The organism is Algimonas ampicilliniresistens (assembly GCF_030159955.1).
Classification (GTDB): domain Bacteria; phylum Pseudomonadota; class Alphaproteobacteria; order Caulobacterales; family Maricaulaceae; genus Litorimonas; species Litorimonas ampicilliniresistens.
In genome coordinates this window covers 743,029-766,298 of sequence record NZ_BSNK01000001.1, presented here as the reverse complement: position 1 = coordinate 766,298, position 23,270 = coordinate 743,029, and the positions used below count along the sequence as shown (strand labels likewise).

The window sequence follows — 23,270 nt, the reverse complement described above, 5'->3', positions numbered from 1 at the left end:
TTAGCTCTCAGATACTGTGAAAGCGGCCCCGGACGGATCACTTAGCACCGCATAGCGTGTCTCTCCGGCCTTGTGCGGGCCAGAAACAAGCGTCCCGCCACTGGCTTTGGCGGTTGAAATCGCGTCATCGAGCGACGGGACCGGAAAATAGGTCAGCCAGACAGGCGGCAGCCCGGCATTGCCGCCACGCGCGTGGCACAGCCCTCCCAATACATCACCATTCGCATTGGTCAGACAATAATCGTTATAATCGCCCATGCTGATCGGGATAGGCGATCCACCAAACACGGCTTCGTAGAAAGCGAGGCTCTGAGCCGGGTTATCCACGGTTAGATCGTGCCAGCTCGGCTGTGCCGACGTGACGGTCTTCCGCTCATAGGTCGCTTCAAACACCGTCATTTCTGGGCCATTCGGGATCGTCATGATCATCCGGCTTTGAAGTTGATCAGGCGTCGAATAATCAGCGACCTGAGTTTGAGTCATGCCGCCGTCTGCATTGCGAGACGCAGTAATGACCGCACCCTTGCGCTGCCCCGTGAAAATCTGCGCCTCCCCGCTATTTGGGATCCAGACCATAGTAACGGCATTATCAGGCCCGAACTGGTAGACCGTTTCGCACATCATCCCCGGCTGACCGGACATGTCTTGCGTGTAGCTGGACCGCGATCCCGCACCGCCGAGCGCCGTAACCGTTTCAAATTGCCCGGTGGATGAGAGCGTTGTCCCCGCTGCGGGGTCGACCGTAATCACTTCCGCGCCGGACCAGTGACCCGCCATTGCCTCAAGAATGTCGTCTAAGCTCATTATTCAGCTCCACCGCTGCGTTGGACCGGCACGATGCAGTCCATATTCCATAGTGTCATCCCGCTCGGCCGGGGGTCATCGAAATAGGTTTCAAGTGTCGGGCCTAGTCCGGGCTCCCACGGACTGTTCGGCACGAAAATACGGCAAAGATAGTCCCAAGCCCCTGAAAAGACTTCCAGATCACCGTTGCAAGACAGTACAGCCGCCTGAGTCGCCGGTAAATCCCGGATCACAACACCCGCTCCGGCTTTGGTGTTCGGGTCAACAGGATAAGCCAGTTCGAATCGGTACACAGACCCCGGCGTATCGTAGGGACTGTCATAGCTCAGCCCCATCATGAGCCGATCCGTCCGCATCTGCCCGCGGGTCGAAAGCCATGCTTCGAATTGGTCCCACCCCTCCCGCAGGCGCCCGGTTTGTTCGGCCTCGGCCACTGGATAGACCGCCACATGTTGGGCGGGCCGAGCCTCGATCCGCACGGGCCACGTCGGCGCATTCGTATCGGGAGCAGCCTGCATCAGAACCGTGTCGCATGCCGCTATCGTGTCCGCTTGACGATTCTTCTCATTTTTCCGCGCTCCGTTGAGCGGCGCGACCCTGTCCCAACGGCTTGGGGCTAGGCCGTAGGCGCGGCGGAAAGATCGGGTAAAATCGGAGCTTTCGGAATAGCCGGACTGGTACGCTATGCGCGTCAGGCTCCAGTGGCGACGGGCGCGCATTAATCTGCATGCATGCTCTAGCCGGACACGACGCACCAAAGCACCAAAGGTTTCACCGTATCGATCTGAGAAAATGGCGTGCAGGCGCGATGCGGAATAGCCCGCCTGAGCGGCGGCCTCCTCCAGCGTCACAATCTGGCTCGGATTCCTCCGGACCGCCATATGCGCCCGCTCGACGGCCGCAATCGCTCGCTGTTCGACCTTAGACACACTGTTAAAGAAACAGGTTTTGGAGGTCCAAACAAGCCCGTCTGTCTATCGGCCCATAGTTCTGAAAAACTGTTTCACGGTCGCGATCAGATCGGCCTCGCGCCCTCTTGGCCCGACGAGCTGCGCGCTGGCGGGTAATCCGCGCCGATCTCTACCGAGCGGAAAGGCGATCGCGGGACGATCGGCTAGGTTCGCGAAGGCGGTGAAATCCGCCTGATTTGCGGGAACCGGATCGCCGAATTTAAAGGCAGTTTGCGGCGCAGTCGGCATAAGGATGAAATCCGGAAGTTCTGCTGCGCGGAGCGCACGAATATGAGCGTAAGCTGCGTCGATCCGATCTTGCGGCAAATCGCGACCATATTCGAGCATGCTGCGGAAGAAGTCAGAAAACCCGTCTGGCTTATTCTTCAATCGCGACTCATGCGCGTCATAGCCTTCAACTTCAGATAAGATCAGCCCAGCGCGACGGGATTGACCATAGGCATAAGGGCTAAGATCAGTCTTGGCGTAACCTTTTGAAATTATATCAAATTCTTCCACAATGAATGACTCACATTCAACCGAGTCACCCCAATCGAGCGCGTAGATCTTGCCCGGAACACCACCCGACAAATCCGCATCGGCAATCACTTCCATCACCTGCACGCAGGTCTCTAGCGTCGCCGCATGAACGCCCACCGTATCGAGTGTTTGTGAGAGTGGGACGACACCTTGCAGCATCTCGTTCGAATGAGACGGTTTGAAGCCCCACAGGCCGCAATAGGCTGACGGGATGCGTACGCTGCCCATCGTATCCGTGCCCAAGGCCGCTTCGACGAACCCCGCCGCAACGGCTGCTGATGATCCACCAGAGCTTCCGCCGGGCGTATAGCCATCCTTGAGCGGATTGATCGTTTTGCCGAACCAAGGATTGTCAGTTTGAGCCCCGAGCGCGCCCTCCTCCATGTTCAACGTACCGACCAGTAAAGCCCCGGCCGCTTTGAGGCGCTGGACCACGAGCGCGTCTTCGTCGGCCTTGCGCGATACGTAGGCCTTAATGCCCGCGTGCCAGAATTTACCTTCCACTGCGATGTTGGCCTTCACGCCGATGGGCAGGCCGTCGATGGGCGACAAAGACTGACCGTCTTCGGCGCGCATGTCGCTATCGGCCATTTCGGGGATGGCGAGATCGTTGAAAGCGTCGATGACCGCGTTAATGCGATCATTCTCGGCCTTCATCGCTTCGTAGCAGGCTTCCAGACGGGATTGAGCGGTTAGCCGCTCAGTCAAAGCGAGTATCCACCAATCGGATCGGTTTTTGCCTCACATCGACTTGCGTTACGTCGCCCGTCGTGCCCATCGGAACAAGCTTTACGCCCATGCCGAGACCGAGTTTACTCTTGAGCAGCGCTTCGAACTTGGCTTCCAACTCCGGCGTGGCGGGCGCATTCGTTTCAGCCACAACGATCATCTCATCACGCCCAGCCTGATCGCGTTCAGCCCGGCAGTAAAATTCGCCACCAAAAGCATCGATCTCCTCCATCAGCGGGCCGAGCGCTTGCGGGAAGATATTGATGCCGCGTAGCTTCACCATATTATCGGACCGACCGAGAAACCCTTCGATCCGGTTGAGATTGAAACCGAGCGAACTTTTACCGGACCGAACCGCCGTCACATCGTGCGTATTGAAGCGGATGATCGGATAGACATCGTCTTTGAACAGGCAGGTCACGACCATGTCGCCTGTGTGGCCGTCTGGCACGACGACGCCTGTATCAATGTCGCAAACTTCAAGATAATGCGCGTCTTCTAGCACATAGAGCCCGTCTTGGTCCGGTCCCTCACCCGCAATTGCACCCGTATCGCCAACGCCGTACCAATCATAACATTCCGCGCCGCCCCACATATCGGATACGGAGCCTTTATCTTCACGACCCATATGTCCAGAAATCGTCCGCACGGGAATGTCGACGCCAGGTTCTAGTCCCTGCTCTCGCGCCACGGTGGCGAGCTTTTTGATATAGTCAGCAAAGCCCACAATTGCCGTGGATTTGAAATCGGCCAGCATTTGCACCTGTTTGACGGAGCGCGTTTCCACGCCCGTCCCGGCGGAGAGAAAGATGGCCTGCGTCCAATGAGTCACAGCCTCGCGGACATAATGACCGCCATTGATCGGGCCGTGGCCATAGACGGAATGGACGATATCGCCCTGCCCAATACCTTGCAGCGTATAGAGACGCGCGAGCAAAAGGTTCTGAACTTCACGCGATTTTGGCCCAAATGCCAGGACTTGCGGCTTTCCCGTCGTGCCGGACGTGGTGTGAACTTTTACCGGTGGTCGTTTGTCGGCTGGATAAGATTCAAGTCCGGTCATGTCCCCAAGGGGCGGCATGCGGTCGATGCTCGCCATAAGATCAGATTTGTCGAACATGGGCAGTTTGTTGATGTCCTTAAGGCCATCAATATCGCCCGGCTCAATCCCCTGATTGCCCCAGAGTTTTTGGTAGAAGGGCGTTTTCCACGCCAATGTGAGCATACGCCGGAACAGCCGATCCTGATGCGCGAACAACGCATCGCGGGACGTATTTTTGGCAAAGTCAACAAACGCATCCCCGATGGGATGATCCGCACGGATCGCATCCGGGTCGACAAAGTCGAAATAGGTAGCGCTCACAGTATTATGCCTCCGGCCAGACGAAATAGGTCACGCACATCGTCAAACCGCTCTAGATGGTCGACCCTTGCGATAAGCCCGTCTGCAACCGTGCCCGCCTTGTCTTTGCTCAAGCCGAAGGCAACACAGGTCCGAAATTTTTCCAAATGTTGCTCGCGGCTCAGCGGGTCGGTCGGCGATCCGAATAGATTAGCGATCATCGCCAGCCGCTCTGTCCCATCGCTCAGGACAGCTTTGGCCGATTGCGGCACGAATTCTGCCGGGTCCTCAACATGGTTGGTAACGACCGATATCTTGCCCGCGAGCGTAAGCAAGTCCGGATCGTCCAGACTGTCTTGGGTGAAATCCTCCAACCCGACTGTGCCGCGAGTCAATGTGATGGCTGCCAGATAGGGAAAGCAGAGCCGCGCATAGTTGGGGCTCATCCCGGTCGTCGCCGGGCGGGCGACAAGGCGCGGAATAATGGGCGGGGCTTGCAATTCGAGATACTCTAAATTCTCAGCGGTTACCCCCTGCTCCATCAGGCGTTGCACCAGCGGTATACCGCCCTGCGCAGCGCGGCCCGTTGGGAACGGTTTCCAGCTCACCTCTGTGATGCGGTGAGTTTTGCCTAAATGCGCAGCGGCGGCTTTCATATCGACCTCATCTTCGAACATAGCGAAGTAGCCGAAGGGACCTTCAAGCGACTGTTCCGGCCCGTGCAGTCCGGCTTGTGCAAGGTCGCAGGCGACGACCGCCGCCCGCGCCGCGCCGGCAATTTGGACGGGTAAGGTCGGTTTGCCTTCGACATGGGCCTGCATAACGCCCGCACACTGCGCCAAGGCGCAGCCCATGGCTGACAAAGCGGTCGCCTCATCAAAACCGCGTAAGCGCGCAATCCCCAGCGTTGCACCGAATAAGCCTGCTGTGGCGGGGCGAAAAAATTTCAGCGGGCTTTTGACGGCGACGCCGAGTTCCACGGCGACATCAACCGCGACAATAAGGGCCTCCAACACCTCAAAACCAGACGTCTTGCCCCGCGCTTCAACTTCAGATCCAATAGCGGCCAAGATCGTCGCCATGGGATGCACGACAGCGGGTTCATGGACGCAATCATACTCCATCGAGTGGATCTGAAATCCGTTCAAATAGGCGGCTGACGCCTGTGGCGCGGTTTGGCCGCACCCCCAAAGATGCACATCGCCGCCCTCACCCCATTGGCGGACAACGGCATGGACACTGTCTTGGAACGGGGCGTTCGACCCCGCAATCCCGACGCCGAGACTGTCGAGCAGAAACGTCTTCGCCGCGTCATAGGCAGAGTCTGAGAAAACGGATTGGGTCAGCGCGTAAGTCGCGAAGACGCGAGAGATATCGGTCATGGCAGAGTCTCGCGATAGTCATCCAGCGATCCGGTTAGCGCAGCCTCTATCAGCGCGTTAGCTGCTGCTTCGTCCATTCCGCCATGCCGTATCAATCCCGCAGCCTTCTCGCGAACTTGCTGTAGCGACATAGGGACTTCTGGATCACCAAGCGCGTCAGTGGCCGTCGAAATCTTACCGTCGATCTCAACACTCGCGCCGTAATGGGCTGGATAGGCCACGTCGAAGTCGGCGCTTCTTTCCACTGTGACCCGCGCGCGAGTCGCTGCATGAGTTGCAATGACGCCCGGTTCGAAATCTGACAATTCGGGCATACCCTTATCAAGGCAGATCGCGACCGCATGTTGTAGACTAAATTTGGCTTCGATGGCGGTTTCAGGATTTGGGCGATCACAGAACTTTAGCGCATCGGCATAGGTTCGCACCGTGATCGGCCCGCCCGCATCTGTCGCGGTCAGCGCCGCGTCGATAGCCGGATGGGCATGGCGGCAAGCCGGGTAAGGTTTGAGCGACGTTTCGTGCAGCAACCACCCGCCATAATCGGCGAGCACATCCTGTGGATCACCACCCGGACAGAGCGCTTTGAAGAAGCCCTGTTCACCTTCGAGAATCGTGCGCGGACCTTGGAACCCCTGCGCGGACAACAGCGCCGATTGCACGCCGACCTGCGCCGCATGACCCGCGTGGAGCTGTTTCGCCATGGAATCGGATTCATGGCGTGTCTGCCACAGCCCAGCGGATTGCGTCCCCGCGAGACCGAGTGCGCTGACCAAGTCGCTGCCGGAAAGCAGGTGACAGGCCGCCGCGGCTGCCCCGAACGGACCGCAGGTCGCGGTATTGTGCCAGAACGCATAATGCCCCGGCCCGACAGCTCGGCCAATGCGGATCGTCGCCTCATACCCAATCACAATCGCGTCGAGCAGGTCAGCCGCGTCCGCGTTGACATGTTCGGCCATCGCTAATGCCGCCGGAATGACGGTCGGGGCGGCGTGCAGCACCGCGCGCTTGTCAACATCATCCATCTCCAGAACATTGCCGAGACAGCCATTATGCAGCGCCGCCATTTGCGGTGAGGCCGACGATGAGCCGATCCGCGTGCAACGCCCCGCCTCATCGGCAAATGCGGCGGCAATCTTTACACCCGCCGGTTCCGCCCGCCCCGCAACGGCGCACCCTGTCCAATCGAGTAGGAGTAAACGCGCACGCTCACGATCCGCCTCAATGATCGGACGGGAAAGCTGTTTGGCGAGCGCCTGACTGGTCGTTGTCATTGTTGCGGTAGAAACGCGATCATGGCCCCATCTGGCGCGGTCTGAACCAAAGAATGTCCCTCTGGAATAGCGGCGCGATCCTCTGGCAGAAGAGCTAGAGATTTCAGGGAATCAATCTTAACTCGGTACCGAACTTCCGTCAGTCCCACAGCCTCACGCGTACAAGTCGCAGAGAAATCTCGACCCGTAAGCCCGGCATCTGCACCCATCACTTCGATCATCTCAAACCGACCCGTTTCCATGCCTTTGACCGGCGACACGATGGAAGCGCGATAGGGCACGGTTGTCGTTAACTCGACCGGAATGCCAAGCGGCATGATTTCTGGCTCTTCTGACACATAAGGTTCGCCATGATAAAAGGTTTCGTACCCAAGCTGCTCAGTGAAAAAACGGTAGGTCGCATCACGATCACTGACCATTTGCATAATATTGAACGGCACGCCGAAGCGTTCAAAGTCTGGATAGCCTTCAGGCAGCGGTGTTGTTAAGCGTTCGTAAAGTTGAATTTGCGTGCCCGTCGCCTGATGGGTCAACACAACAACATTTAGCTTGGATGGGCCGAACTCAAGGTAAGCGATCGGCGTCTTGGGCTCCCAACCGAGCGCCTTGGCATCCTCAACAATCGACGGCACATTTTTGGCCCGCATCATCAGAGACCAGTAACAGCCCGGCTCCCAACTCGCTGCATCGGGCGCACGGGCTTGCGGAGCGCCCATAGGCATTTCTTCCAATATGATGCGCGCGCCATGACCGTCTTGCTGCAACATCATGACTGCCGGATCGGAATAAACGGCTGTGTACCCGCCGATCTCAGTAAACAGCTTGGCAAAATCCTGATTATTATAAGTGCCAATTCGAACTTCGTCCCAAGCTTGGTCAACGACAGGAGTGACGTCAGCGCTGACCGGGGCATCCTCGGTGACATTCGTCGTTTGGCAGGCAGACAGCGCGATTAGCCCAATGACCATCCATGGTTTCACGTGAAACATCCTTTTACCCTCTCATAAACCCAAGGTCGCGCTATGCGATCACGCTCCAGAAACTCCTCGATCTCCACCCGGCTTTGCAGGGTTTCTGCAATGGCGTCGAGACCTTCGACGAGGCGGCGCTTCGCTGACGCATCGATTTCAAAACGCTGCCCGCTGATCGTCTGCGCGGTTAGATCAATTGTGACCTCGCGCGGCAGTTGGTCGATGACGGTGCTGGCTAGCTGGATCGGTAACAAACCATTGGAGATCAGATTGCCGTGGAAAATCTCACCGAAACTCGGCGCGATGACTGCGCGGATACCATATTCTTTTAGCGCCCAAACCGCATGTTCCCGCGAGCTACCGCAGCCAAAATTACGTCCGCCAATGAGGATCGTGGCGTTCGCATAGTCTGGCTGATTGAGAACAAAGTCCGGGTTTGGGGTTCGACCAGTCGTGTAGCGCTGGCCTGCAAACAAGCCGCCCGACAGACCCGTCTTGGACACGGTCTTCATCTCACGCGATGGGATAATCTGATCCGTGTCGATATTGTCACCGCGTAACGGCGCAGCGACACCTGTGTGGGTGGTGAAAGGACGGTTCATGGCGAAGGGTTTCCGGGCGCGGCGATCTTGCCAGCAACGGCGCTGGCCGCGACCACGGCGGGACTAGCCAAATGGGTGCGGACGTTTGGTCCTTGCCGACCTTCAAAATTTCGGTTTGTGGAACTCACGACGCGCGTGCCGGGCGCGAAGGTGCGCCCGCCCGCATAAAAACAAAAGGCACAACCTGCCTCGCCCCATTCAAACCCCGCATCGCGGAAGATTTGGTCAATCCCTTCGGCTTCGGCGTCTCGTCGCACTGCCATTGATCCGGGCACACAGATCGCGGTCACACCGTCCGCGACTTTGCGCCCGCGTAAGATTTTGGCAGCGGCCCGCAGATCGCTGATCCGCGCATTGGTACAGGACCCGATGAACGCGCCGCCAATGGGCAGACCCTCAATCACCTCACCGGCTTTAAGGCCCATATAATCAGAGGCGTCAGCCGTTCCATCGAGCCGACCGGCCTGCCCCGGTGATGTGCCCCACGTGATCATGTGACCAATCTCTTTTGCATCGAATACATGCTCAAAATCGAATGTCGCGTCAGCGTCGGATATCAACGTCCGCCAATAGGCGAGCGCGGCGTCCCAATCGTCGGCTTTTGGAGCGAAACGCCGACCTTCGAGATAATCGAACGTCGTCTCGTCCGGGGCAATAATGGCTGTGAACGCTGCAAATTCGACCGCCATATTACACAGGGTCAGCCGGGCCTCGACCCCAAGCGCTTCAACGGCCTCACCGCAAAACTCGACGGCGCAGCGTTTCGCTCCATCCGCCCCGAGCGTTCCGATAATATGTAAAATTAGATCCTTAGCAGTGATACCGTCCGCTAGCGTTCCATTCACGCGTATCCGCATTTGCGGCGGGCGTTTCAGGCGCAGCGTTCCTGTTGCCATCGCATGTTCTGCATCGGTCGAGCCGATCCCCCAAGCTGCCGCGCCGAGCGCACCCTGGCTGCACGTATGACTATCGGGGCAGACCAGCGTAAGGCCGGGCTGAGCGATACCCAGTTCGGGTGAAATGACGTGGACGATCCCTTGATCCGCACTGTCCACGTCGATCAGATTGATCCCTGTCTTTTGCGCGGCGGCGCGAGTCGCGGTGATAAAGACCTCGCCGCCGGGGGTACGGGCATCATTGCGACCCCGGCCTTCATCCGTACTGACGATATGGTCCATCGTGCAGAAGACGCGCGTCGGATCGATGGGCTCACGCCCTGACGCCATCAGGCTTTCCAGCGCCACAGAGCCCGTGCGTTCATGCAAGAAAACGCGATCAATCGCGATCAAATCCTCGCCTGACGCTTCATCTGATTTTGGGGTCGAAACGCGGTGCGCGTCCCAGATTTTGTCGAATAGCGTGCGTGCCATAGTCACATAGATAGGGCAGCCGCGCCAAAACGCGACTGCCCTTTATCAAAGACGATAAATGTTGGCCTAGAAGTTAAAGCCGAAATCCACGCCATAGGTAAGTGGCTCAGCCGCATAGACGGCATTCCCTGTCGCCGTACCCGCCCGATAATATTCCTTATCCGTCAGGTTGCGCGCCCAAAGAGCCACGCTCCAGAACGCATCGTTTGGCTTATAGGCAATCCGGGCATTAGCGAGATCCGGAATGTCGGTCGCGGCACTGGCTGGAGAGTTAGCGACCAGATTGAAGCTATCGTCTTCAAACGAAATGTCGCCTGAGATGACGAGATCCGCATTGCCGAGCGGTTGCGTATATTGCGCGCTGATGTTCGCCTTGTAGGACGGCGCGTTTTTCAGCTCCAATCCAAGAGCGCAATCGATCGTCACAACGCCGCCCGCACAGGGCACACCGTTATTGGTTAAACCTCCCGCCTGCGCCAATGTCAGTGACGTGTATTTAGCGTCCAGTAGCCCTAGATTTGCATTCAGCTGAAACCGCTCAGTCGGCGCGAGTGTGAAGTCGAATTCAAAGCCTGAAATCTCTGTCTCGTCGACATTGAACCGCGTGAAGCCAAGGCCCGGCACAGAGGCGGCGATCTGAAGATTGTCATACTGATTGAAGAAATAGGTGCCGTTCAGCCGCACCCGATCATCAGCGAGCCGCGACTTGAAGCCGACTTCGATGGTCCCGACTTCTTCCTCTTCAACTGGCTGGAAGCAAGCAGCCGGACCGAAACAATCCGGTGATACGGCGCCGCCCTTAAAGCCCGTTGCGTAAGACGCATAAATCATCACGTCATCGTTCACATCATAGTCGATTTTCGCGTTGTAGCTGACATTGCTGCCGCCCACATCGACCGCATTGGTGAGGTTGGACGACCGCGCAATCCCTTGGAATTCGCGGTCCTCATCCGTGTAGCGCAAGCCACCTGTCAGCGTGATGTCGCCGACACTATATTCGCCCTGCCCAAAGACAGCGAAGCTTTCGACGTCCGCAGCCACGCTGAACGGGAAGACGAAGCTGGTATCAAGATTGAGGTCTTCTTTGAAATAATAAGCCCCGGTGACAAAGTTGAACGCGCCGTCAAAGTTAGAGCTGGCCGTGACTTCTTGGCTGATCTGTTCCTGATCTGTGTTCTGACGATAGGGGAAACCAATATGCGACGACAGGTCATCATCAAGACGACGGAAGGAGGTGATGGATTGGATCGTAAACTGCCCCACATCGCCCGTGATTTGACCCGACACACCTTGGCTTTTGGTCTCGTTAAAGAAGCCCGCAAAACACCCGACAGGACGGGTAAACTGGAATGACCCTGCCTCACGGTCCGCTGGACCACCATCAACACAGGAGGACCCCGGAGCGGGTTCGACTGTGAAAATATCGCCGTCGGCATCAAGGCTATCAACAATGGAGGATGGGATCGGATCACTGTCATCATCGGCATAGTCCGCGATCAACAGGAAGTTCCAATCGCCAACATCATGGCTCAGCGAGCCACGGAATGCGATCGTCTCTAGGTCGCCGACATTTTCAAAATTGGTCCCGCCAAGCGTCCCGTTCGGATTAATGTCGAAAAAACCGTCACGGCTTTTGTAAAGACCAGATACGCGAAGAGCCGTCGTATCAGAAATCGGCATATTGACCGACCCTTTGACGTCGAACCGTTCATTATTGCCGTAAGTGACGCGGCCATTCGCGGCGAAGGCTTCCGTGTCAGGTTTTTTGGTCGTGATCTTGATCGCGCCGCCATTGGAGTTCCGGCCATAGAGCGTGCCTTGTGGGCCGCGCAGAACTTCGATCTGTTCCAAGTCGACCAGATCAAACAAGGACCCAACCAAGCGACCATAGTAGACGCCGTCCACATAGGTCCCGACAGCGGGCTCCACTAGGCCGCGCGATTCGTCTTCACCGATACCGCGCAAGAAAATCCGCGCCGCGTTGGCCGTCCCCGTATTGGTGCCCAGATTAAGGTTCGGCACAAAACTCTGTAGGTCGAGCGTGTCTTCGATCTGACGGATTTCCAGATCTTCGGCTGTCAGCACAGTCAAAGACACCGGAACATCTTGTGCAGATTGCGTCCGGCGCTGCGCCGTCGTGATGACTTCGTCAATTTGGCCGAAGGCATGAGTGGGCAGCAGCATTGCGCCCGCTAAGGCAGCGATGGAGGCGGTACGAGTGAGGCTCTTCGTTAGCATGGATTTCATTCCTTTAGACCGTCGCGCAACCGGGGGATTACGCGCCATTTGAAAACTCTTTGGTCCCAAGAAGCGGACTCTTCGGCCCGTCTCCTCGTTTTGCACTTTCCAGTGGACACGCTCCGCTTAGGATTGCTTCGCCCGTCACCTTTTTGACATGAAACAATTTGCAATGCGCTTTTTGCGCTGACTGTTGCAAACATGTCTCACCATACAGAGTTTCATCACACCATGCCCGCCATGCGAGCGCATGAAGGGGTCTGGACCGGCACCTACATCCATCTGGACGCGCAAGCACAGGAGATCGAGCGGCATCAAAGCCGGGTCGTGTGCGAGTTTCCAGACGATGGCCCCTTCGCCTATATTCAGCACAACACCTTCACCCATGGCGATGGTCGGATTGACCGCGCACGGCTGGACGGAACGTTCCGCGATGGACGTCTCTGGTGGGATGAGCCGACCTTTGCGGGCTCGGCATGGGAAACCAAGGATGGGCTGATCCTGCTACATTTAGATCGCAAAGATTTACCGGGCGTCGTATTTTGGGAGATCATCTTACCGCCCATCAAAGGACTCAGGTCCCGTACGTGGCATTTCATCAAGGACGGAGTTCTGATCCGGCGCACACTCTGTGAGGAGCGGCGGATTGCCTCAGACTGAGTGGTCTCGGATTGACCCACGCCAAGACAGCCTCTGCAACCCGCGTTAGAACGGGCGAATGAATAAGCCTGTGATCGATAGCCTAACCCAACTGCTTGGCACAGAGGGGGTGAACGATGTTGATGCCCGTCGCGCCCTGTTCTCTGAAGATATATGGGCCAAGGGCGACCTCGCCGATTTTGTCATTTCACCGCGCACGACTGAGCAACTCGCTGAAGCCGTCGCTGTCGCCCATCGCGCCAAGATCAAACTGAACCCACGCGGCGGCGGCATGAGTTACACCAAAGGCTACACGCCGGACCGGAAAGGCGTGGCGATGCTCGACCTGTCGCAAATGAACGACATCATCGAGATCAACGAAGCCGATATGACAGTCACGGTTCAGGCTGGGGTGACTTGGATGCAGCTTTATGACGCGCTAAAACCGAAAGGTCTCCGGACCCCATTCTGGGGGCCGCTATCAGGCATCAGTTCAACTATTGGCGGCGGATTATCGCAAAATAACGCCTTTTTCGGTGCTGGAACCTATGGTCCCTCGACTGACTCCGTGACGTCATTGACCATCGTTCTCTCGGACGGAACTATTGTCAAAACCGGGACAGCGGCCAGCCCCAAGGGCAAACCGTTTTGGCGGCAATATGGCCCCGACTTAACTGGTCTGTTCCTGTCCGATGCGGGGGCGCTGGGCTATAAAGCCGAAGCCACCTTCCGCCTAATCCCGCTGCCGACACATGAAGATCATGCCAGCGTCGAGTTCGATGATGCGAGCGCATGGACCGAGACGATGGCGGAGATTGGTCGGCTTGGCTTTGCCTGCGAATTATTCGGGTTCGATCCAAAACTTCAGGAAGTTAGGATGAAGCGGGCTGGCCTCGCGGCCGACTTTAAAACGCTCGGCAATGTCGTGACCAAATCCAAAGGCGGCCTGCTCAAGGGCATTAAGGACGGCGCGAAGGTCGTCATGGCTGGGCGCAGCTTTCTTGGTGATGCTGCCTATTCCCTACATTGGGTCGTGGAAGGTCATTCGGAAGGCGAAGTCTCGGCCAAGATGAGCCGCCTCAAAGCCATTGCCGATGCGCATGGTGCGCGCACGATTGAAAATTCTATTCCGAAAATCATTCGCGCCAATCCGTTCACACCGCTCAATAATATCCTTGGCCCGCAGGGCGAACGCTGGGTCCCGATCCACGGGATCGTGTCGATGGGCGACGGCCCGGCCTGTTTCGCCAAGATTGATGCGATGTTCGACGGAATGAAAGACGCACTCGCCAAACACGAAATTACGACAGGCTATTTGATCACGACATTATCGACCAATGGGTATCTGGTTGAGCCTGTCTTTATCTGGCCCGAAGAAATCCATTCGATCCACGAGCAAACAGTCGAGCCTGCAACGCTCAAACGCGTCAAACGCTTCGACCCCAACCCGGACGCAACAGCGGTCGTGGAACAGGCCCGACAGAATATCCTGGACATTTTCACCGAATTTGGCGCGGCCCATTTCCAAATCGGTCGGACCTATCCTTATCTCGACAATATGTCAGACGAGACCCGCGGCGTGCTGGACGGCATCAAGGCACTGCTCGATCCAGACGGGTTGGTGAATGCCGGATCCCTTGGCTTGAACAAGGTCTAGACCGTGCATCTGATCCGCGCGGCAACCTTGACGTCATCCGATCTCGACCGATCCATCGATTGGTACACAACATGGCTCGATTACACAGTCGTCGAAGAGAGCCGCCTTCACGGCGAGTTGGCCAATAGCTGGAACGCGCCCCGGCTCGGCGGGCGGCGGCAAGCCCTTTTACGCCCGGCCTCTGGCCGCGACGTCTATCTCCGCCTGATCCAGCAGGACACACATCCCGACTATGAGCCGCTGAAAAGCTATGGCTGGAACGCGATTGAGATCTGTACGCAGGACACAGACGCGGTGAATGCACGCATGATCGAGAGCCCTTTCGAAATCATCGGCCCTCCCAAGAAAATCGCCGGTCTCGATTCCATCTACCCGATGCAAGTGATGGGGCCGGACCGGGAAGTCGTCTACCTCACCCAGATCAATGACGATTTGCCTGAATATGATCTGCCCCGGGCGAGCAGCCTGATCGACAGCCTGTTTATTCTGGTCATGGGCAGTTCCGATATGGACCGCGAACTCGCCTTTCTGCGTGACGTGATTGGTCTATCGTCAGGTCGGACCATGGAAATTGATTATACCATGATCAACAAAGCGCACGGACTGCCCGACGGTAGCTTGCACGCGCTGGCCACGGTCAAACATGAGCGCGATGTGTTCCTAGAAGTCGATCAATATCCGGACGGCGCGACCCCGCGCCCGCGACGAGAGGGCGAACTTCATCCTGGGATCGCCATCGGGACGCTTTATCACCCCGATTTCGACGCCGTGCTCGCTCGATCTGGAAAGACCGCGATCACGCCGCCCAGTATTCTCTATGGCGGCAAACGTACCGTCACCCTGACAACGCCTGATGGCACCCTTATTGAGATTGTAGACACATGAAACAGGTCGTCCTCAAACACGCGCTCACCGATAAACCCAAGGCGAAAGATTTCGAGCTGATCGATATCGATACGCCCAATTGCCCGGACGGCGGCATCCTCGCTGAAATTCTTTATATCTCGCTCGACCCCTATGTTGGCACACGGCTGCGCGGTCAGCATATGGGCGAAGCGGCGCCGACGCCCGGTTCCGGGCTGATCCCCGGGGCCATTGTCGCCGAAGTGGTCGAGAGTCGATCGTCCAAAGTCCATAAAGGCCAGTTCATTCACGCGATGGATGGTGGTTGGACTGAGCGGGTCGCCCTTTATGACGATCAATACCAGGTCATTGATCCCAAAGCTGCCCCGCTTGACGCCTATGTCGGCGTACTCGGTATGCCCGGCTTGACGGCGTGGTCCGGCGTGACGCAATTAGCGCGCATTCAAGAGGGCGAGACCTTCCTTGTGGACGCTGCGTCCGGTCCCGTAGGCGCCACAGCAGCGCAGATAGCCAAAGTGCGCGGCGCAGCCCGCACTATCGGCATCGCTGGCGGTCCACAAAAATGCAAATTGGCGGAAGAGACCTTCGGCTATGATCGCTGCCTCGATTATAAATCTGAAGGTTGGGAAACTGAGCTAGCCTCTGCCGCGCCGAACGGCATCGACGTCCATTTTGAAAATGTCGGCGACAAGATTCTCGGGCTCGCCATGCAACATCTCAATCTCTACGGGCGCGTCGTCCTGTGCGGTTTAGCCGGACACTATCACGGCGGCGCGCCAGCCATGACATCCGTCGGCATGATCGTGGGCAAGCGCGCCCAGATGATGGGTTTGGTCGTTTATGATTACTACGACCGATGGGACAAGTTTCGCGCTCAAATCGCGCCGCATGTCAAATCGGGGAAGATTGCTTACGTGCATGATGAGGTCGAAGGGTTGGCCCAAGCAGGCGGCTTGATGGAGCGCTTAGTCAGCGGAAAGAATGTCGGAAAGGCAGTGGTGAAACTATGAAGACACATCGCACATGGCGCGGACGCATCTCTTATACGTCGCACAAACCTGACCGCATGAATGAGGATCGCGGGCGCGAGACTTTCACCTTTCATGAGCAGACCAACGGCACATCCGTGCTGCACGCACATACCGAAATTGACGACGCGCCAGATGTATTGCGCGATGTCGTTGCAAGTTTTGAGACGGATACATTAGCCCCGATCGACGGATTTTCGCGCCTCTCCGTTGGCGGCGTGTTTGAGGGTTGTGGCTGGTTTAACTTCAATGACACCCATGCCCGATTTAATGGGTTTAACCGCGTGGCGGGCCCGAATAGCGCGGAAATCGAAGTTAGCGAGCGCACGCCTTGGTTCGGCCATCACGCCATCATAAATGACGGCTTTCTTGGCCGCCTCTTTCCGCTGGATGCCAAGCCCGGCAAGATCAGCATCAAACAGGTCATGATGAGTTCGCCCGATCACCGCGGCGCGACAGGCCCCGAACTGTTCCCACTCAATTTCGGCATCGTCTATGAAAGCGACGAGACCATTACGGTTGGCGCTGGCACGTTCGAAGCACGCAAGTTTTCCATCGTCGATACGGCAGAAGGTCTGCCGGAAGAACATCCGCCTTATGAAATGTGGTGTTCGCGCGACGCGCAAGGGTTTTTCCTCCAAGGCGGCGTCGGCGGGTATATGAAGACTTGGTATGAGCTGACCGAGCTGGTGGAGATCAGCTAATGGATCTCTACAGCCTCGCGCTCTACCTCCATATTCTTCTGTTCGTCTTCTGGCTCGGCGGCGATCTCGGCGTGGCCGTACTCGGCGAGCAGTTCCGCAATCGCAAAGACTATACGCTGGATCAGCGGCTAGCTCTGCTCAAGGTGCTCGTCATGGTCGATATGGGACCGCGCACAGCCTGGGCCTTGATGGTGGGGAGTTCCATCTCTTTGGCGCATCTGGGCGGTTATTGGATCCTTCCCATTTGGGCGCTTATCCTTGCTTGGGCAATCTCTGCAGCTTGGGTCTATCTCGTCTGGGCGGCTCACAAAGCCGGACAGACGCCGCGCGGCACGAAGCTGCGCAAGGTCGAGATGGTCCTGAAATGGGCGCTTGCGGCGGGTTATCTCTATATCGGGTTCGTCAGCTTAGTTTTGGGCGCGCCACTCTCTTTCAACTGGCTAGCGGCAAAGGCCTTTCTTTTCGGACTGATCTTCATTGCAGCCATCATGATCGATGTGCGGTTCAAACCTGTCGGACCAGCCTTGATGACATTGATCGAAAAAGGCTCATCTGATGAGACTGAACTGCCCTTGCGCGCCGTGATGGACCGATCCCGATTGTGGGTCAGAATCACCTATCTTCTGCTCATCATTGTTGGATTTGCAGGAACGACAAAATTCTTTTAGGAAGCCTTAATCTTAATTTATGTTATTATTTGGTACAGGTTCGGAACAGAACCGACTGGGATGTATTTCAATATCGTAGTCGAGACGAAATTGTGCTGAACGAAACAGGAAGACTGACTTTATGGCGTACCGCGTGATGATATTGGAGGACGATCCATTCATCGCGCTCGACATGGAAGGCGTCATGGAAGACGCAGGTTACGATATTATCGGTCCTGTCGCCTCGGTCCCTGAAGCACTTAAACTCATCAGCAATGACAATGAACCCACACCAGATGTGGCTTTGCTCGATTTCTACGTCACAGGTGGAACATCTGAATTTGTAGCGCGCGAACTCGCCAAGCAGGGCGTCCCCTTCATGTTCCTCACTGGCAACGCTGATGACGTTCGAAAATGTATGGCTGACCATGACCCTCTGATCCGCTCCAAGCCGGTTCAGATTGAGCGGATCATCAAAGATGTAAAAACGCTACTCGGCTAACGCCGCCTAGCCTTTATTATAGTTCTCGCGATCGAGCACTTTATTGAGCTCCATAAAATATCCATCCCGATCGAATAGATAACAGGTCCGCACCACGATTGGTTCGCCACCTGCTCGCGCTGGATAGGTCGTATTGCCCGCCGGCGCCGTCATGAAGACGCCGTCCAGTTCAGCAGCTGCGTCGCAATGCTCATCCACTTTCTCGGTATTGAAGACCAGCAACGCATCGCCAATGCCCATCCGCCGACGCGGCTCAGGGATATCCAATTTCGGATCCAGCCATTCTAAAAGGCCGATCCAACCGACCCAACTATCATTGGATGAAATCAGAACGAGCCGCGCTTTCGCGCCGGGTTCCCCCGCTGGCAGGGCCTTACCGCTCATCGTGACTTCAGCGTCGTAATTGATCTCGAATCCGAGCACGTCGCGGTAGAGTTTCAAACTTTCATCAATATCAGAGACGATGAGCGAGGTCCGCCGCAGGTCAGTCGCGAATTTCTGCGACTCCGCATCCGGTGCGGCCACATTAAGAGCCTCTGTAGTCGCAGAGATGTGTGCACAAGCGCTCAGGGTCATAAGCGCGGTGCTGCACACCGCTAAAGTCAGTAGACGTTTCATCATCATCGTTTCTCCCAAACAATAAGGCCCAGCGTATAGACGCCGGGCCTTATCCAATTTGCGCTGTGTCAGGGATGCCCTGAAATCGGCGACCTTAGAAGTCGAGTTTCGCCCGTACACCAATTTGACGACCCCGGCGATAAGACAGGAACGTCGAGCGTGGGCCGACCACTGTGCGATCAACCGAAGCTGCGCCCGGTGTCGTAGAGCCAATCGTATTGAAGCCTTCGAGCAGATCGAACCAGCGTGTGGCGGCGGGTGGTGTCCGTTCGTCCGTTAGATTGCGGCCAAAGATTTCCAGACGCACATTATTGTATTTGATGCCGATCTGACCGGAGAGGATGTTAGTTCCCCCTGTCTCCATCAAATTATGAACCTGGATAAACTTCGAACTTTCATGCGTGAAATCCGCATTGACGAAGCCATCGACTTTATCGCTGATTGGGAACTCGCTCTGAACATAGAGCGATGCTTGATGCTCAGATGTGAGTGGAACTTTATTGCCCGAAATATCGCAGGATAGATTTCCCGTGAACAGTCCATCCGCATCAAAGGTTGGCGTTGTTGGATTGGCTGAATCGCGGATCGTCCCGGTTGTCGGCGGATTGGTCCGATCAAAGGCTGCAATCAGATACCCACCCGTGTTCAGTGTAAATTGGAAGTCATCACAACCCGAGGTGAACTCGGCGTCAGTCCAAGCGTAAGACCCGCCGACCCGGATAAAGTCGTTAATGTCAAAGCTGCCCTCGAATTCGAGGCCCATAATTTCGGCATTACCCTGATTGGTCGCGACTGAGTTGACATTGCCGCCAGTGATGCTCGCGACCGGTGTGGTCAGCTGATATTGAGCAATATCGTTGAAATAGCCGGAGAACGTGAAGCGGACATTTTCTCCAACTCGGCCCTTAAGACCGACTTCGAAGGCTTCGACTTCTTCTGGCGCATAGAATTCATCGCCTGATGCAAGACCAATTGAGCCATTAACCCCGCCCGGCTTCACACCGTGTGCAAAAGAGCCATAGGCCGAGAGATCATCATTCACATCGTAGGATAGGATAGCCTTGTATACGAAATCATCGAATGTGACTTCGTTGCTATATGCTGGAAGATTGGCGCCGCCCAATTCATCGCGACCTTTGATTTCTTCCTGATAACGACCTTCAAACGATGCCGTCAGTTGATCCGAAATATCGAAATCAGCCGTGGCAAATACCGCTTTGTTCTCGATGCTGAGTGTATTGCCACTCTGCAATCCGAGATCATCGTCCGCTGTGACGCGACCAAGTGAACCATTAAAGCCTTCGTCGGTCTGGTTGTAATAATAGGCACCAACTGAGAACCGCATCGGCTTGGTTGGGTCCGTGCTGAGACGGGCCTCCAAGGAAATGTCTTCGACTTCACTCACACCCGTCGTGTTCAGGAAGGCGTCTGCCTGCGGGATGGAGAAAAACGGGCTGATCCCAATGAAGAAGATCGAACCGTCCTGATGATCTGAATCAGAGCCCGTCAGAAGTTCTTGGTTGCGATATCCAGCCGAGACCGAAAGTCCCATGCCGTTATCGAACTCAGTTTCAAACAAGGCGGTCCCTAAGAAGAGGTCACGTTCAACACCCAAAAACGGTGTGCCGTCGAGAGATTGTGTGGGGTCCAGATCTTCAAATTGATCAAGGCTACCGCAGAAATATTGGAAATTATTGTCTGTGGTGACCGTGTTCGGATAAATATCCGAGAACGGCGCAAAGGGTAATAGGAAGGCAGGCAGTCCACCTTGCGGATCATAATAGGCTCCGGAACGGTAGCCCGGGAAGCAGTTATTTTGCTCGGCCCCGATCAGACGGAACGGGCGCGGGCCGTCCGTGTCGTTTGCATAACCGGCACGGAAGATCGCTGTGGTGCTATCATTAAAATTGACGTCCAGAGTAGCGTTCAAATTGATCGATTCCTCGGACCCCATTTGCGCGCCTGCGGCCGCTGCATTGGTCCATTCGCTATCCCCACCATATTCGTAATAACGGCCTGAGAGAGATAAACCCATCACGTCTTCAACGAGTGGCCCTGAAACCCGGCCATAGAACTGATACTCGTCATCCTCAGCCGCTGTGGCTTCGACCGAGCCTTCCCAGCCGCTCTTACTCGCACGTTTAGAGATAAAGTTGATGGCACCGGAATAGGTGTTCCGGCCATAAAGCGCAGACTGCGGCCCCTTGACGACTTCGACGCGCTCAACATTGCGGATATCGACCGCTTGCAGATCACCCGAATAATAGACACCATCGATAAAGTAGGCTGCGCCCGCCTCCACACCGAACTGAACCCCAGCCAGAATGTTGGCGGCCCCGCGAATGACGGGACGTTCCGTCGTGCGACCGAAAGCATTGGAAAAGGAGAAGCCAGCCGTGTGGCGCGCCACATCGTCAATGCTCTGAATGCCTAAGTTCTCGATTTGATCTTCCGACAACGCCGTCACTGCGACAGGTGCTTCGATCAGTGTTTCCTGCACACGGCGCGCGGTTACGACGATTTCATCATCGACCAATTGCGCAGCAGCCGGTGAAACGATGAGTAGCGCAAGGGCTACGGCGGAGGCGGAGCCTGTTAGGCCCGAACGGATATTCGTCTTTTTCACTGGAAGGTCCCCTTTTCACAGTCAGATAGTCAATCTGCTATGTCTGGCGTCGAACCCTGCCAATTTGACCTAGGTCATGTCAGTAACGTCGCGCCTATAATTGCGCATTCACTGTAGCAAACTTGTCACACTACTCAGAATGAGGCGTTATCTGGCAGCCAAGGACCACGGCGCGATGCCGCCAAAACGGTCCGCCAATGTGTCGACCAGCATCCGAACTCGGCGAGGCATATGCCGGGTTGGCGACCAGACGGCATACACGCTCGGGGCGTCGAAAATATAGTCTGGCAGCATCGGCAGAAGCTGCCCAGCCCGCACGGCGTCGCAAAGGATAAAATCTGGCTGGATCACGATCCCCAGTCCAGCAATAGCCGCGTCTGTCAGAAAATCGCCATTGCTGGCTTGCATCACAGAGGTTGTGGATAGGGTGCCGCGCTGACCGTCTGGAGCGCGGTAGGGCCAGCTTCGGGCGGTGCGTAGCCGGTAACTCAGTTCCGGCGCGCCGTTCAGATCGTCAATAGATTGCACCGGACCATGGTGTTCTAACCAGTCAGGGGACGCAGCGCAGAGCATGCGCACATCCGCCAGTTTACGCGCCACCAGCGCACTATCATCTAACCGACCAATCCGTACCGCTAAGTCAATCCCTTCCGCGATCAGGTCCACCTTGCGATCAGAGAAGTCCACATCGAGCGCAATATCCGGATGATCATGTTGGAAGTCGATCAAGGCTGGGCCGAGCTGTGACAGGCCGAATGAAAGAGGGGCGGCGATCCGAATAGGCCCTGCGAGCGCACAATCAGCGCCGCTGGCATCGTCTTCCATTTCGCGCCAAGCCCTGAGTAAACCCTGCGCCCGCTCATAATAGCTGCGTCCCGCATCTGTGAGCGACAACATTCGTGTCGACCGATTGAGCAGTTTGATCCCCAGACGCTGCTCCAAGGATTTGAGGCGGCGGGAGACGCCAGACTTATCAACGGAGAGCGCCTCAGCCGCCGCCGTGATGCTGCCCGCCTCAATGGTTTTGACGAACATTTCGGCTTCAGTAAAACGATCCATTTGTTGCAGTTATCGCAACAATGACTTGCGATCAACACGGCTTATGAATGCTATCCACAACACATAGATAAGCATCACGTAATTAGACGACTACTTAGGAAACACGCATGACCCAGCCACTCAACATTCTTCGTATCGACGCCTCTGCCCGCAAGGACGGCTCGATCAGCCGCGAACTCGCCGATCTCTATATTGACCGGATCGCAGAACGTCGTGCTGTGCGCGTGGAGACCCGCGACACAAGCGATGGCCTGCCGCTCGTGACCCAAGATTGGATTACAGCCAATTTCACGCCGGACGGGGATCGCACGACTGACAACCGCGCCGTCTTGGCTACGTCAGACCGCTTGGTCGACGAGCTAAAGCGCAATGAGCTTTTGGTGATCAGCACGCCGATCTATAATTTCGGTATCCCGGCCGCGCTCAAGCTCTGGGTGGATCAGGTCGCGCGGGCGGGGTTGACCTTCCGCTACACGGATAAAGGACCGGTTGGACTACTCGACGGAAAACGCGCCGTTATTTTGGTCGCGTCCGGCGGGACTAAAGTCGGTAGCGATATCGACTTCGCCACGCCCTACCTCCGCCACGTACTCGGCTTCATTGGCATTACCGATGTGGAGATCATTGCCGCCGACCAGTTAATGGCCAGCGGCCCCGACAAAATCGAACAAACCAAAGATCAGGTCCGCGCTCTCGCAGCCTGAAACGAAGTCAAACAACGAATGAG

The 23,270-nt window shown here is 56.4% G+C and carries 21 protein-coding genes; 8 read left to right on the top strand and 13 right to left on the bottom strand.

Annotated elements, in window-relative coordinates; genetic code table 11:
- The 10 genes from QQL54_RS03525 to QQL54_RS03480 form a co-directional block, all read right to left on the bottom strand.
- On the bottom strand, nt 1–804 hold the full coding sequence (locus QQL54_RS03525) for a VOC family protein (protein ID WP_284387618.1): 804 nt from the start codon (nt 802–804) through the stop codon (nt 1–3).
- Nucleotides 804–1,733, bottom strand: a complete 930-nt coding sequence (locus QQL54_RS03520) for an AraC family transcriptional regulator (RefSeq protein WP_284387616.1) — start codon at nt 1,731–1,733, stop codon at nt 804–806. Before QQL54_RS03520 ends, QQL54_RS03525 begins: the two co-directional genes overlap by 1 nt.
- 45 nt (nt 1,734–1,778) lie before the next feature.
- Nucleotides 1,779–3,002, bottom strand: a complete 1,224-nt coding sequence (locus QQL54_RS03515) for an amidase (RefSeq protein WP_284387614.1) — start codon at nt 3,000–3,002, stop codon at nt 1,779–1,781.
- Nucleotides 2,995–4,386 carry a phenylacetate--CoA ligase family protein gene (locus QQL54_RS03510; RefSeq protein WP_284387612.1) on the bottom strand — a complete coding sequence of 464 codons (1,392 nt, stop codon included), beginning with the start codon at nt 4,384–4,386 and terminating at the stop codon, nt 2,995–2,997. The genes QQL54_RS03515 and QQL54_RS03510 overlap by 8 nt, the downstream gene beginning before the upstream one ends.
- Nucleotides 4,383–5,747, bottom strand: a complete 1,365-nt coding sequence (locus QQL54_RS03505; protein ID WP_284387610.1) for an MmgE/PrpD family protein — start codon at nt 5,745–5,747, stop codon at nt 4,383–4,385. Before QQL54_RS03505 ends, QQL54_RS03510 begins: the two co-directional genes overlap by 4 nt.
- Nucleotides 5,744–7,018 carry an MmgE/PrpD family protein gene (locus QQL54_RS03500; RefSeq protein WP_284387608.1) on the bottom strand — a complete coding sequence of 425 codons (1,275 nt, stop codon included), beginning with the start codon at nt 7,016–7,018 and terminating at the stop codon, nt 5,744–5,746. The genes QQL54_RS03505 and QQL54_RS03500 overlap by 4 nt, the downstream gene beginning before the upstream one ends.
- Complete coding sequence (locus QQL54_RS03495) at nt 7,015–7,998, bottom strand: hypothetical protein (protein WP_284387606.1); 984 nt, start codon at nt 7,996–7,998, stop codon at nt 7,015–7,017. Before QQL54_RS03495 ends, QQL54_RS03500 begins: the two co-directional genes overlap by 4 nt.
- Nucleotides 7,995–8,591, bottom strand: coding sequence for a 3-isopropylmalate dehydratase small subunit (gene leuD, locus QQL54_RS03490; protein WP_284387604.1), 597 nt, complete (start codon nt 8,589–8,591; stop codon nt 7,995–7,997). The genes QQL54_RS03495 and leuD overlap by 4 nt, the downstream gene beginning before the upstream one ends.
- Nucleotides 8,588–9,961: a 3-isopropylmalate dehydratase large subunit gene (locus QQL54_RS03485; protein WP_284387599.1), complete on the bottom strand. Its 1,374-nt coding sequence runs from the start codon at nt 9,959–9,961 to the stop codon at nt 8,588–8,590. Before QQL54_RS03485 ends, leuD begins: the two co-directional genes overlap by 4 nt.
- Nucleotides 9,962–10,027: 66 nt before the next feature.
- Nucleotides 10,028–12,199, bottom strand: coding sequence for a TonB-dependent receptor (locus QQL54_RS03480; protein ID WP_284387597.1), 2,172 nt, complete (start codon nt 12,197–12,199; stop codon nt 10,028–10,030).
- A 201-nt stretch (nt 12,200–12,400) separates the two neighbouring features.
- Between QQL54_RS03480 and QQL54_RS03475 the strand changes: the two genes are divergently transcribed.
- The 7 genes from QQL54_RS03475 to QQL54_RS03445 all read left to right on the top strand — a co-directional run bounded on the left by QQL54_RS03475 (nt 12,401) and on the right by QQL54_RS03445 (nt 18,240).
- Nucleotides 12,401–12,859 carry a hypothetical protein gene (locus tag QQL54_RS03475; RefSeq protein ID WP_284387595.1) on the top strand — a complete coding sequence of 153 codons (459 nt, stop codon included), beginning with the start codon at nt 12,401–12,403 and terminating at the stop codon, nt 12,857–12,859.
- 58 nt (nt 12,860–12,917) lie between these two features.
- Nucleotides 12,918–14,495: an FAD-binding oxidoreductase gene (locus QQL54_RS03470; RefSeq protein WP_284387592.1), complete on the top strand. Its 1,578-nt coding sequence runs from the start codon at nt 12,918–12,920 to the stop codon at nt 14,493–14,495.
- A 3-nt stretch (nt 14,496–14,498) separates the two neighbouring features.
- Complete coding sequence (locus tag QQL54_RS03465) at nt 14,499–15,380, top strand: VOC family protein (RefSeq protein ID WP_284387591.1); 882 nt, start codon at nt 14,499–14,501, stop codon at nt 15,378–15,380.
- The gene (locus tag QQL54_RS03460) at nt 15,377–16,369 is read left to right on the top strand and encodes an MDR family NADP-dependent oxidoreductase (protein WP_284387589.1); all 993 of its coding nucleotides are present in this window, start codon (nt 15,377–15,379) and stop codon (nt 16,367–16,369) included. The genes QQL54_RS03465 and QQL54_RS03460 overlap by 4 nt, the downstream gene beginning before the upstream one ends.
- Nucleotides 16,366–17,091, top strand: coding sequence for a hypothetical protein (locus QQL54_RS03455; protein WP_284387587.1), 726 nt, complete (start codon nt 16,366–16,368; stop codon nt 17,089–17,091). The genes QQL54_RS03460 and QQL54_RS03455 overlap by 4 nt, the downstream gene beginning before the upstream one ends.
- Nucleotides 17,091–17,759: a sterol desaturase family protein gene (locus tag QQL54_RS03450; RefSeq protein ID WP_284387585.1), complete on the top strand. Its 669-nt coding sequence runs from the start codon at nt 17,091–17,093 to the stop codon at nt 17,757–17,759. The genes QQL54_RS03455 and QQL54_RS03450 overlap by 1 nt, the downstream gene beginning before the upstream one ends.
- Nucleotides 17,760–17,892: 133 nt before the next feature.
- On the top strand, nt 17,893–18,240 hold the full coding sequence (locus tag QQL54_RS03445; protein WP_284387583.1) for a response regulator: 348 nt from the start codon (nt 17,893–17,895) through the stop codon (nt 18,238–18,240).
- A 6-nt stretch (nt 18,241–18,246) separates the two neighbouring features.
- Here QQL54_RS03445 and QQL54_RS03440 read toward each other — a convergent pair whose 3' ends face one another.
- The 3 genes from QQL54_RS03440 to QQL54_RS03430 form a co-directional block, all read right to left on the bottom strand.
- A complete protein-coding gene (locus QQL54_RS03440) occupies nt 18,247–18,864 on the bottom strand; it encodes a VOC family protein (protein ID WP_284387581.1) in 618 nt (205 codons plus the stop codon).
- Between the two features lie 88 nt (nt 18,865–18,952).
- Nucleotides 18,953–21,484, bottom strand: coding sequence for a TonB-dependent receptor (locus tag QQL54_RS03435; protein ID WP_284387579.1), 2,532 nt, complete (start codon nt 21,482–21,484; stop codon nt 18,953–18,955).
- A gap of 147 nt (nt 21,485–21,631) precedes the next feature.
- The gene (locus tag QQL54_RS03430) at nt 21,632–22,543 is read right to left on the bottom strand and encodes a LysR family transcriptional regulator (RefSeq protein WP_284387577.1); all 912 of its coding nucleotides are present in this window, start codon (nt 22,541–22,543) and stop codon (nt 21,632–21,634) included.
- Between the two features lie 107 nt (nt 22,544–22,650).
- Here QQL54_RS03430 and QQL54_RS03425 point away from each other — a divergent pair, with 107 nt between their 5' ends.
- Entirely contained in the window at nt 22,651–23,247 is a 597-nt protein-coding gene (locus QQL54_RS03425; protein WP_284387576.1) for an FMN-dependent NADH-azoreductase, read from the top strand.
- Nucleotides 23,248–23,270 lie beyond the last annotated feature (23 nt).

Excerpts from the sequence above, each read along its gene's own strand:
- QQL54_RS03525 (WP_284387618.1), bottom strand. The coding sequence starts at position 804 with ATGAGCTTAGACGACATTCTTGAGGCAATGGCGGGTCACTGGTCCGGC.
- QQL54_RS03425 (WP_284387576.1), top strand. The coding sequence starts at position 22,651 with ATGACCCAGCCACTCAACATTCTTCGTATCGACGCCTCTGCCCGCAAG.
- QQL54_RS03485 (WP_284387599.1), bottom strand. The coding sequence starts at position 9,961 with ATGGCACGCACGCTATTCGACAAAATCTGGGACGCGCACCGCGTTTCG.
- QQL54_RS03480 (WP_284387597.1), bottom strand. The coding sequence starts at position 12,199 with ATGCTAACGAAGAGCCTCACTCGTACCGCCTCCATCGCTGCCTTAGCG.
- QQL54_RS03430 (WP_284387577.1), bottom strand. The coding sequence starts at position 22,543 with ATGGATCGTTTTACTGAAGCCGAAATGTTCGTCAAAACCATTGAGGCG.
- QQL54_RS03470 (WP_284387592.1), top strand. The coding sequence starts at position 12,918 with ATGAATAAGCCTGTGATCGATAGCCTAACCCAACTGCTTGGCACAGAG.
- leuD (WP_284387604.1), bottom strand. The coding sequence starts at position 8,591 with ATGAACCGTCCTTTCACCACCCACACAGGTGTCGCTGCGCCGTTACGC.
- QQL54_RS03475 (WP_284387595.1), top strand. The coding sequence starts at position 12,401 with ATGTCTCACCATACAGAGTTTCATCACACCATGCCCGCCATGCGAGCG.
- QQL54_RS03450 (WP_284387585.1), top strand. The coding sequence starts at position 17,091 with ATGGATCTCTACAGCCTCGCGCTCTACCTCCATATTCTTCTGTTCGTC.
- QQL54_RS03440 (WP_284387581.1), bottom strand. The coding sequence starts at position 18,864 with ATGATGATGAAACGTCTACTGACTTTAGCGGTGTGCAGCACCGCGCTT.
- QQL54_RS03505 (WP_284387610.1), bottom strand. The coding sequence starts at position 5,747 with ATGACCGATATCTCTCGCGTCTTCGCGACTTACGCGCTGACCCAATCC.
- QQL54_RS03500 (WP_284387608.1), bottom strand. The coding sequence starts at position 7,018 with ATGACAACGACCAGTCAGGCGCTCGCCAAACAGCTTTCCCGTCCGATC.
- QQL54_RS03455 (WP_284387587.1), top strand. The coding sequence starts at position 16,366 with ATGAAGACACATCGCACATGGCGCGGACGCATCTCTTATACGTCGCAC.
- QQL54_RS03460 (WP_284387589.1), top strand. The coding sequence starts at position 15,377 with ATGAAACAGGTCGTCCTCAAACACGCGCTCACCGATAAACCCAAGGCG.